The 11,686-nt window shown below is 65.7% G+C and carries 5 protein-coding genes; all 5 read left to right on the top strand.

Annotated elements, in window-relative coordinates; translation table 11 throughout:
- The first annotated feature begins 80 nt into the window (after nucleotides 1-80).
- The 5 genes from NO366_RS02320 (at nucleotide 81) to NO366_RS18580 (ending at nucleotide 11,685) form a co-directional block, all read left to right on the top strand.
- The gene (locus NO366_RS02320; RefSeq protein ID WP_256532704.1) at nucleotides 81-2,807 is read left to right on the top strand and encodes a S8 family serine peptidase; all 2,727 of its coding nucleotides are present in this window, start codon (nucleotides 81-83) and stop codon (nucleotides 2,805-2,807) included.
- 185 nt (nucleotides 2,808-2,992) lie between these two features.
- Nucleotides 2,993-6,769 (top strand): cohesin domain-containing protein, encoded by a 3,777-nt coding sequence (locus NO366_RS02325; protein ID WP_256532705.1) that lies wholly within the window; start codon nucleotides 2,993-2,995, stop codon nucleotides 6,767-6,769.
- A 357-nt stretch (nucleotides 6,770-7,126) separates the two neighbouring features.
- Nucleotides 7,127-10,360, top strand: a complete 3,234-nt coding sequence (locus tag NO366_RS02330; RefSeq protein WP_256532706.1) for a S8 family serine peptidase — start codon at nucleotides 7,127-7,129, stop codon at nucleotides 10,358-10,360.
- A 298-nt stretch (nucleotides 10,361-10,658) separates the two neighbouring features.
- On the top strand, nucleotides 10,659-11,537 hold the full coding sequence (locus NO366_RS02335; RefSeq protein WP_256532707.1) for a hypothetical protein: 879 nt from the start codon (nucleotides 10,659-10,661) through the stop codon (nucleotides 11,535-11,537).
- Between the two features lie 61 nt (nucleotides 11,538-11,598).
- Nucleotides 11,599-11,685 carry a surface glycoprotein gene (locus NO366_RS18580; RefSeq protein ID WP_382274387.1) on the top strand — a complete coding sequence of 29 codons (87 nt, stop codon included), beginning with the start codon at nucleotides 11,599-11,601 and terminating at the stop codon, nucleotides 11,683-11,685.
- Nucleotide 11,686 lies beyond the last annotated feature (1 nt).

Genomic DNA, 11,686 nt, shown 5'->3' on the forward strand with positions numbered 1-11,686 from the left:
TATGTTGTTCAAAGATAGAAATGGATATATTCCTTCGTAGATTTGTCTCAATTAGCCATCCAAGGATGGCGACTAAATTCATGAGACAGCATACGACGCGACTCGTCGCCGTCGTGTTCGCCGCGTTGCTGGTGGGGGCGGTCTTCGTTCCGCTCGGAGCGGCCACCACCGTCCCTGTCGAGCGCCAGGCGCTCGACACCACGAACGCGGTCGACGCGACGCCGACACAGATCGACGAATCGCTCGCGGACGAATCAGGTGACACACGGCTCTTCCTGTACCTGCCGGACATCGACGCCTCGACGCGCCAGGCCGGTCCGGACGCGGTCGTCTCGGCGCTGAAGTCGACCGCCGAGGAGACGCAGGGGCCCGCACTCGACGAACTCGGCGAGTACGACGCCGTGACGGTCGAAGACACGTTCTGGATTCGAAACAGCGTGCTCGTGACGGCCGACTTAGACGAGATCGACCTGGAGACGCTCGCCGGAGTAAAGGGCGTCGAACGCATCCTGCCGGCCGAGACGCTCGAGATTCCGGATCCCGTCGAATCGTCCGAGAACGATCCGGAACCGCTCCACGATATCACGTACGGTATCGACATGCTCAACGTTCACGACGTGTGGGACGAGTTCGACGTCGACGGAGAGGGCGTTCGCGTCGCGGTCGCCGACACCGGCGTCTACGCCGACCACCCGGACATCGAACTCGCCGCGGAAGACGGCTGGTACGACGCGACCGGGGGCTCGTCGACGCCTGTCGACTCCTTCGGTCACGGCACGCACGTGAGCGGCACGATCGCCGGCGGCAACGCCTCGGACGTTCAGATCGGGGTCGCGCCGGGGGTCGAACTCGCGAACGTCCGCGTCTGCCCCGGCAGTACCTGCGATCCGGCTGCCATCATGGAATCGTTCGAGTGGGCGGTCGAGACCGACTCGAACATCCTCAACTTCAGCCTCGGCGGACCGCCTTCGGGCAGTTACGTCGAACCGGTCTACAACACCATGGACGCGGGGACGCTCGTCGTCGCCGGTGCCGGAAACAGCGGCGAGGGGACCGTCATCTCGCCGGCCGCACCGTACGACTCGATCGCGGCGGGCGCCGTCGACGAGAACCACACCGTCGCGGACTTCTCCGCCGGGACGCTGATCGAGGAGGGGACCTTCCAGGGCAACTGGATGGACCACTGGCCGGATCAGTACATCGCGCCCGACGCGACCACGCCCGGTGTGGACGTCTACAGCGCCGACTCGCCCGACGGCGACATGTGCGACGAAGGCGAGTACTGCGAGGTCAGCGGGACGTCGATGGCGACGCCGCACATGTCGGGCGTCGCCGCGCTGGTCATGTCGGCGAACCCCGATCTCGATCCGTGGGAGGTCAAGGACGTTCTCGTCGAATCGACCTGGAAGCCGGACGACTGGGACCCGAACGACGCCCAGCACTACAACCCCGATACCGATCGCGACTCCCGCTACGGTACGGGCATCGTCGACGCCTACGAGGCAGTGAGCCAGGTCGCCGATCCCCCGGGACAGGCCGAGTTCGACGTCACGATCGACGGGACGAACTCGCCCGTGGCGGCCGGCGATGAACTGGTCGTCGACGTGACCGTCGAGAACCTGGGTGACGAGAGCGGGACGCAGACGATCGAACTCGCCGACTTCGACGGGACGGTCGTCGACAGCGAGTCCGTCTCGCTCGCCGCCGGCGACTCGACGCAGCTCGAACTGGGCTGGAGTACCACCGCCGACGACGCCGGCTCCGGAGACGTGACTGTCAGCAGTGCCGATCACGACGATTCGGCACCCGTCACGATCGAGGCGGACGAGCCGCCGGAAGAGGGCTTCATCCGTGTGGGTGAGGCGACGGTCGGCGAAGGCGAGACGGCAACGGTCTCGCTCGACACCGACCTCGACGCCATCGCCGGCTACCAGGCGCGGATCAACTACGATCCGTCCGTCGTCGACTTCGTCGAGGCAGACGGCGTCGACATCGCCGATCCGACGGTCAACGACGAGGATGGAACGGTGACGCTGTCCGCAAGCCAGGCCTCCGGCGTCGACGCGCCGACGCTCGCGGACCTGACGTTCGAGACCGTCGGGAGCGAGGGCGACGCGACCGACCTCACCTTCGATCAGGCGTTCACGCAACTCAACACCGAAGACGAGATCGTCCAGCCAGCGGAGTACCTCGCTGGCTCGATCGAGGTCGGAGCGGACGAACCGCCGGCCGAGGGCGTCATCCGTCTCGGTAACGCGAGTGCGAGCGCCGGTGAGACCGCGACGGTCGCGCTCGACACCGACCTCGACGGAACGGCGGGCTACCAGGCTCGCATCACCTACGACGCGTCGGTCTTCGACTTCGTCGAGGCCGAGGGCGTCGACCTGAACGATCCGGTCGTCAACGACGAGGACGGGACGCTCACCCTCACGCAGAGTCAGGCGAACGGCGTCGACGCCCCGACGCTCGCCGAGTTGACCTTCGAAGCGGTCGGCGACGAGGGCGACGCGACCGACCTCACGTTCGACCAGGCGTTCACGCAGCTCAACACCGAAGACAGCACGGTCGAACCGAGTGAGTACGTCGACGGAGCGCTCACGATCGGCGACGGTGGCTGTGCGCTTCCGGGCGACGTCGACGGGAGCGGCGACGTCACGTCGATCGACGTGACGAAAACCCAGCAGCACATCGCCGGCCTCGACCCTGGCGAGTTCAACGCCGACTGTGGGGATCTGACCGGGGACGGCGAGATCACGCCTGCCGACGTCACCGCCATCCAACAGATCATCGTCGGCGTCGCGGCGTAACGTCCGACGATCACCGAGAGTCGCTTTACTTTTTTCGCGACATTGGGCCCGTCGTTAGCATTCTCAATCCTAGAGGAAATGTACGTCGTAGAATATATAATTCCAATAGATATACGATGGAAAAGACTATTATGCTAACGGAAAGAAAATGCAATGAGTCACCGTTACCGGTGGCATAAAAAGCCATGATACTGAACAGAAGTCAACTGATCGCGGTCGTGCTGACCGTCTTCATGCTGGGATCGGTATGTGCACCGCTCGCCGCCGCGGCGGGTCCGAGCGTACCGAACTCGGCGACGTCGGTCACGACCGACCAACCGACTCTCACACTCGAACCGGAATCGATCGGAAGCGAAACAGCGACGGTCCGCGTCGAAACGAACGCGACGTCAGTCGCGGGCTACGGCGCCAACGTCACCTTCGATCCGGACGTCGTCTCGGTCGAGGCCGTCTCCGGCGTCGACATGAACGACCCGATCGTCAACATCGACAACGAGAACGGCTGGGTCTTCTTCACCCAGAGCCAGGCGAGCGGGATCGACCAACCCGAGCTCGCCGAGATCGAGTTCACCGTTCGCGAGGCCACCGACACGGACCTCGGATTCAACGCCGACGATACGACGCTCAACGACGATTCGAGTCCGCCCGAGGGGATTCCAGTTACGCCTGTCGGGACCACGCTCGAACTGGGCGATGATGAGGAGCCGCCGGCTGACACCCTCTCGCTCGTCGCCGGCGAACAGTCCGGCGACCAGATCGGCGTCACGCTCCAGGCGGACGCCAGTGACGTCGCGGGCTACGGCGCCAACGTCACCTTCGATCCGGACGTCGTCTCGGTCGATTCCGTCTCCGGCGTCGACATGAACGACCCGATCGTCAACGTCGACAACGAGAACGGCTGGGTCTTCTTCACGCAGTCCCAGGCCAGCGGCGTCGACGAACCCGAACTCGCCGAGATCACCTTCACCGTCCAGGCGACTGGACAGACCGACCTCGACTTCGTCGCCGAGGACACCTCGGTCAACGACGCGACGCCCGAGGAGATTCCCGTCGACCTCGTCGGCACCACTATCGACGTCGAGGACGACGGCGGCGAAGAACCGCCGGCCGACACGCTCTCGCTGGTTGCCGGTGAGCAATCCGGTGACCAGATCGACGTCGCCGTCGAGACGACCGTCGAGAACGCCGCCGGTTACCAGGCCACCGTCACCTTCGACTCTGACGTCGTCGAGGTCGACTCCGTCTCCGGCGTCGACTTCAACGACCCGGTCACGAATATCGACAACGAGAACGGTACGGTAACGTTCACCCAGAGTCAGGCCTCTGGCGTCGACGCGCCGACGTTCGCCGAAATCACGTTCGACGTGGTCGCAACCGGCCAGACCGATCTCGACTTCGTCGCCGAAGATACGCTCGTCAACGACGAGTCCGAGGAGGTCCCAGTCGACCTCGTCGGCACGACGATCGACGTCGAGGACGATGGCGGTGAAGAGCCGCCGGCCGACACGCTCTCGCTGGTTGCCGGTGAGCAATCCGGTGACCAGATCGACGTCGCCGTCGAGACGACCGTCGAGAACGCCGCCGGCTACCAGGCCACCGTCACCTTCGACTCTGACGTCGTCGAGGTCGACAGCGTCTCCGGCGTCGACTTCAACGATCCGGTCACGAACGTCGACAACGACGCCGGCGAAGTGACCTTCACGCAGAGCCAGGCGCAGGGTGTCGATGCGCCGACGTTCGCCGAAATCACGTTCGACGTGGTCGCAACCGGCCAGACGGATCTCGACTTCGTCGCCGAAGACACGCTCGTCAACGACGAGACCGAAGAGGTCCCGGTCGACCTCGTCGGAACCACCATCGACGTCGAGGACGACGGCGGTGAAGAGCCGCCGACCAAAACGCTGTCACTCACCGCGAGCGAGCAGTCGGGTGACCAGATCGGCGTCACGCTCGAAACCAACGCCAGTGACGTCGCGGGCTACGGCGCCAACGTCACCTTCGATCCGGACGTCGTCTCGGTCGACGCCGTCTCCGGCCTCGACATGAACGACCCGATCGTCAATATCGACAACGAGAACGGCTGGGTCTTCTTCACGCAGTCCCAGGCCAGCGGCGTCGACGAACCCGAACTCGCCGAGATCACCTTCACCGTCCAGGCGACCGGCCAGACCGACCTGGAATTCGTTGCCGAAGATACGAGCGTCAACGACGCCACGCCCGAGGAGATTCCCGTCGACCTCGTCGGCACCACTATCGAGGTCGAGGACGACGGCGGCGAAGAACCGCCGGCGGACACCCTCTCGCTCGTCGCGGGAGAACAGTCCGGTGACCAGATCGACGTCGCCGTCGAGACGACCGTCGAGAACGCCGCCGGTTACCAGGCCGCCGTCACCTTCGACCAGGACGTCGTCGAAGTCGACAGCGTCTCCGGCGTCGACTTCAACGACCCGGTCGTCAATATCGACAACGAGAACGGTACGGTGACCTTCACCCAGAGCCAGGCCTCCGGCGTCGACGCGCCGACCGTCGCCGAAATCACGTTCGACGTGGTCGCGACCGGCCAGACGGATCTCGACTTCGTCGCCGAAGATACGCTCGTCAACGACGAGTCCGAGGAAGTGCCAGTCGATCTCGTCGGCACCACTATCGAGGTCGAGGACGACGGCGGCGAGGAGCCGCCGGCCGACACGCTCTCGCTGGTTGCCGGTGAGCAATCCGGCGACCAGATCGACGTCGCCGTCGAGACGACCGTCGAGAACGCCGCCGGCTACCAGGCCAACGTCACCTTCGATCCCGGGATCGTCGAAGTCGAGTCCGTCTCTGGCGTCGACTTCAACGATCCGACGGTCAACGTCGACAACGAGAACGGCTGGGTCTTCTTCACGCAGTCCCAGGCCTCCGGCGTCGACGCGCCGACCGTCGCCGAGATTACCTTCACCGTCATCGCGACCGGCCAGACGGATCTCGACCTCGTCCCCGGTGATTCCCGCGTCAACAACGAAAGCGAAGACGTCCCCGTCGACCTCGAGGGCACGACGATCGACGTCGAAGACGACGGCGGCGAGGAGCCACCGGCGGATACGCTCTCGCTCGTCGCCGGTGAACAGTCCGGCGATCAGATCGGCGTCACGCTCGAAACCAACGCCGCCGACGTCGCGGGCTACGGGGCCAACGTCACCTTCGATCCTGACGTCGTCTCGGTCGACGCCGTCTCCGGCCTCGACATGAACGACCCGATCGTCAACATCGACAACGAGAACGGGTCCGTCTTCTTCACTCAGAGTCAAGCGAGTGGCATCGACGAGCCCGAGCTCGCCGAGATTACGTTCGACGTCCAGGCGACCGGCCAGACCGACCTGGAGTTCGTCGCCGAGGACACGAGTGTCAACAACGCGACGCCCGAAGAGATTCCCGTCGACCTGCGAGGGACGACGATCGACGTCGAAGCGAACGCCGGTGGCGGAGGCGGTGGCTTCCCGGCGCCGGCACCGTCCCCGAACGCGGAACCCGCGTCCTTCCAGATCGACGCGGTCGACGTCTCCCCCGAAGCGGTCACCGTCGGCGAATCGGTCACCCTCGCCATCACCGTCTCGAACGTCGGCGATAGCGGTGGCGCCTACGAGGTCCCGATCGAGACCGACGACGCAACGCTCGGCTCAGAGCGGGTCGTCCTCGCGGGTGACGAAACGAAGACGATCGAGTTCACGCACACGTTCACCGAGCCGGGAACTGTGTCCCTCTTCGTCGACGGCACCGAAGCCGGCGAGATCGACGTGACCGAACCGTCCGACTCGACGGGCGACGACCCGGCCGAGGGGTCCGCTGACGAATCCACGAACAGTAGCAACACGTCCACCTCGATGACCGACCGCGTCGTCGAGATGCCAGGGTTCACACCGGTGAGTGCGCTCGTCGCCGTGCTCTCGATCGTCCTGTTCGCTGGCCTGCGCGCCCGGCCGTGACCGATTTCAGCAGCTGAATCGGACGGTCGTTACCGTTTTCTCGTCGATTTTTCGGGAGCTCGCGTGTTCGAGCCTCGCGACAGAGTCACCGCACACGGTCGAGTGCGGCCGCCCGGTCGCAGTCTCGAGCGAGTCAGCCAATCGTTTGTCAACGATCGTCGTTTTCACCCCACACCAACTATTTCCAAACCAGAAGGCGACAGCGTTCTATCTATCAAAAATCCATATCCGAAACTAATCACTATATTAAATCTCATTTCGTGATATCCATCAGTACAACTATATTCCGTCTCGGAATTCTCACGATCGCATGATAGTCAGACGATCGAGACTGTCAGGTGGGAGGGACAGATACCGATGACCAATCGACGGACACAGCTGATAGCGGTGGTGGTCGCGTGCGTTCTGGCGGTATCCGTCGCGGCCCCGGTCGTCGCGACGGCCACGACTCCCCAGCAACCGGCGGGCACGCTGGACGTGAGTTCGGCCGCCTCGACCGACGCGTCGACGGCGACGATCGATACCGCCCTGCAGCGTGAGACGGGCACGACGAACGTCGTCGTCCGATTGCCGACGGCCGACGAGTCGGCACTCGACGGGGATCGGGCGTCGGTGATCGAGACACTGCGATCGCACGCGAGCCGGACGCAGGCACCGGTCCTCGACGAACTCGAACGGACAGACGGCGTCACCGTCGAGCGAACCTGGTGGATCGCCAACGCGATCGCGGTGACGGCCGATCTGGACCGGGTCGAACTCACCGATCTCGCGACGATCGACGGCGTCGAACGACTGCACGCGAATCGACAGTTCGAGGCGCCAGCGCCGATCGAAGCGAGCCCGACGACGGCGGCCGTCCAGAACACCACGTACGGACTGGACCAGATCGACGCGCCGGACGCCTGGGACGAGTTCGACGCGACTGGCGATGGCGTTCGCGTCGCCGTGGCTGACACTGGCGTCGACGCGAGCCACCCGGACATCGAACTCGCCGAGGAGGACGGCTGGACCGACCTGGCCGGCAACTCCTCCGAGCCGGTGGACAACCACGGACACGGCACGCACGTCAGCGGGACGATCTCGGGCGGCAACGCCTCTGGCACGGCGATCGGCGTCGCCCCCGACGTCGAACTCGGCGTCGCGCGCGTCTGTCTCACCGGTTCCTGTGACGGCCAGGCGATCCTCGATTCCTTCGAGTGGGCCGTCCAGACCGATTCGGACGTCCTGAGCATGAGTCTCGGCGGGCCGCTCACGGGCGAGTACGTCGAACCGGTCCGGAACGCGATGGCGGCGGATACGCTCGTCGTCGCCTCGATCGGTAACTCCGGCGAAGGCACCGCGGGCTCGCCCGGTGCCGTCTACGACTCGATCGCCAGCGGCGCGACGAACGAATCCGCGAACGTGACGGACTTCTCGGGCGGCATGCTGATCGACACCGACGAAACCTGGGGCGACGCCGCACCCGAGGCGTGGCCGGACGAGTACATCACGCCCGACATCGCCGCACCGGGCGACCAGGTCTTCAGTTCGAACGCGAACGGCGGGTCGATGTGCGGCGACGTCGAGTACTGCGAGGTGAGCGGGACCTCGATGTCCGCGCCGCACAAGAGCGGTGCCGCGGCGGCGATCATGTCCGCTGCCAGCGACGAGCTCGGGCCGTACGAGGTCAAAGACCTCATGATGGAGACGGCCTGGAAACCCGACTACTGGGACGAATCGATGGCCCAGGACGCCATCGGTGATCGCGACACCCGCTACGGGGACGGCATCATCGACGTCTACACGGCGTCTGCGTTCGCCAACACGTCGGCGGGGATCGCCGGCACCGTTACCGACGACGGAGCGTCCGTCGCTGGCGCGACCGTGACGATCGACGACGAACTGTCCACCGAGACGGACGCGAACGGGTCGTACGAGGTCACACAACTACCCGGTACCCACACCGTCGGTGTCGAAGCGTTCGGCTACGCCGACGCGGAGCGGACGGTGACGATCGAGAACCACAGTCACGTCGCACAGAGGGACGTCGAACTGACCCCCGTCGTCGACGCGGAGGTTACCGAGGATCAGCCCGATCGCATCGAGAGCGGCGACGAACTCTCGACCTCACTGTCCGTGGCCAACCTCGAATCCATCGTCGTCGATCCGACGGGCGACTACGACCCCGCAGACGCCACGCTCTCCGTAAACGGCGACGAGACGGCGTTCGGCGAGCCCGTCACGTTCGACGAACCCTACACGGGCGACCTCGACGTGACGGTCGAGACGACGGAGGACACCGCAGGCGAACTCGGCCTCGAACACACGCTCTCCGGCCTCGACGACAGCCTGACGATCGAGACCGGGCCGACGAGCGTCTTCGAGGAGCTCGTCCCCGTCGCAGTACTCGACGACGGCGAGACGTACGGGCCGGACGTCGCCGAGACGCTCTCGGAGACGCTTCCGATGCGGTACGACGTCTCCGTCGTCACCTCGGACGACCTGCTCGCTTCGAACGCGAGCGACTACGAGGCGATCGTCGTCCAGCAAATCGACCCCGCCGCGGCCGCGGACTTCGTCGACGAGACGGAGACGACCGACGTCGGCGTGGTCTACCTCGACCAGTGGGGCTCGGCCAGTAACGGTGTGCCCGCCCACTCGGACGTGACGGGGAACCCCGAATCGACGTTCCAGGACGACTTCGGGCCCGCTCCGGTCGTCTACGAACTCGAAGCCGACCACCCGATCTTCGACGGTGTCGGCAACGCGAGCGACGTCGTCGACGTCCATCACGGGGCCTTTACCGACATGTCCTGGTTCGAGAACACGTCGTTCGACGTCATCGCGTCGACCGGCGATCAGGACGGTATCGTCGGCGAGGCCGTCGCCGTCGACGACGAGAGCGCGACGGTCTTCGCCTCCGGGCTCGGATACACGCCGTTCGTCGGTGCGGGCGACTACACCGAGACCGCCGACACCATCCTGGCGAACAGCGTCCTGTACCTGACCGGGACCGACGAGGCCGAGGCGACGATCTCGGCAGAAGACGTCACCACCAGTCCGGGTGAGCGGGTCGACGTCGATCTCTCGGTCGACACGGCCATCGCTGGCTACGAGACCGCCGTCGAGTTCGACCCGGACGTCGTCCAGGTGACGGACGTCGACGGCGTCGACATGGCCGATCCGGTCACGAACGTAGACAACGAGGCGGGCGTCGTCTCGCTCGCCCAGGGACAGGCCACCGACGTCCCAGCGCCGACGGTCGCGACGATCGAGTTCGAACACGTCGGCGACGCCGGCGACGAAACCGATCTCGCCTTCGACGAGGACGAGACGGCTGTCAACGATCAGAACGGCCACCTGACCGTCGCGACGGACGACGGCTCGATCGGCGTCGCGCCGTGTACCCCCGGCGACGTCAACGCCGACGGCGAGGTCACGAGCTACGACGTGACGCTCACCCAGCAGTACATCGTGGGCCAGGAACCGACGGACGAGTTCCACGAGGCCTGTGCGGACGTCAACGACGACGGCGTCGTCACCCCGGCTGACGTGAGCCTCATCCTCGAGGACATCGTCGCCACCCACGGCCCGGAGGCCATCGCCGGCTAACGTCCGCGATACGGTCGACGGGTGAGTCCCGTCGATTCGACGGCACTCACCGTCCGACGGATTGTCGAACGGGACGAACGACACCCGATCGACCCGCGTCACGCTGTGCCATCGCCGGCTAACGTCGAACGCGACCGCGACGGTCGATCGCGACGCAGCGGTCTGCGGGTCGAACGCGGTCCCCACGGCTCGCCGGTCGAGTGCTCGTACCGCTCGGCCGGTCTCGCACGTCGCATCGATCGCTGGCCGCGTCCGCCGGCGAATCACACCGTTTCGATACACAACCCACAGCTACCCGATGACACCGCAGAACTCGACACCGTTCCGACTGCTACTCGTCGCGCTCGCCGTCACCGTCGCCGTCGGTGGCGTCCTCGCCGTCCCGGCCGCGGCGACGAACCACGCGACCGCCATCCAGCCCACGCCCGGTCCGACCGCCGGAGACGGACCGGACGTGACGACGGCCGCATCGGCCGTCGATCGACCGGCCACGGCCGAGGATCAGGCCACCCCCGCCCCGGCAGCGACCGCCGCCGACCTTCGGCTCGAAGTAGTCGAACGTACGGAGTCGACGGTGACGGTGTCGCTCTCGACGACGGCCGAGGACACGATGGCCTACGCTGCCGGGCTGGCGTTCAATCCGGCCATCGTGACCGTCGAGTCGGTAGACGGCGCCGACTTCTCGGCGCCGTACGCCAACGTCGAGGACGGGACGGTAACGTTCACGCAGTCGACGGTCCCCGACGACGCCGTCGACGCGCCGGAACTGGCCCGGATCACGTTCTCCGTCGTCGACGACGGCGAGACGACGCTCGCGTTCGTCGACGACGACACGGTGGTCGAGAACGTCGACGCCGAATCGATTCCCCTGTCCACGCAGGGCGTCACGATCGACGTCGACGGCGGTTCGGGCGGTCTCCCCGGCCCGGGAGAGACGGGAACGGACGACGAGCGCGACTCGGCGGACGTGACGGTTCCGGAGACGAACGGATCGGCAGGTGACGACGCCACCGACGACCCGGCAGGAGACGGGAGCGACGGTGGGTCGGCCGGCGCCGGTTCACCCGATAGTGAATCGGTCGGAGGCGGTGACAACGGCGTCCCCGGATTCACGCCCGGCGTGGCCGCGGTCGCCATCGTGTCGTGTATCGGACTTCTGAGGAGCCGGTCCGGCTGACGAACTGGGACCGGCTCGACTGATGGATGAACGTAAAGATGTTCCAGCGTGAAGCCGACCCATGGACAAGAATCAGGTCATCGCGATCCTCTTTGCGTTCCTGATGGTGTCGTCGGTCGTCGCCTACGGCGCCACGGCGCTCTTCTGAG

Source organism: Halovivax cerinus, assembly GCF_024498195.1.
In the GTDB taxonomy this organism is placed as follows: domain Archaea; phylum Halobacteriota; class Halobacteria; order Halobacteriales; family Natrialbaceae; genus Halovivax; species Halovivax cerinus.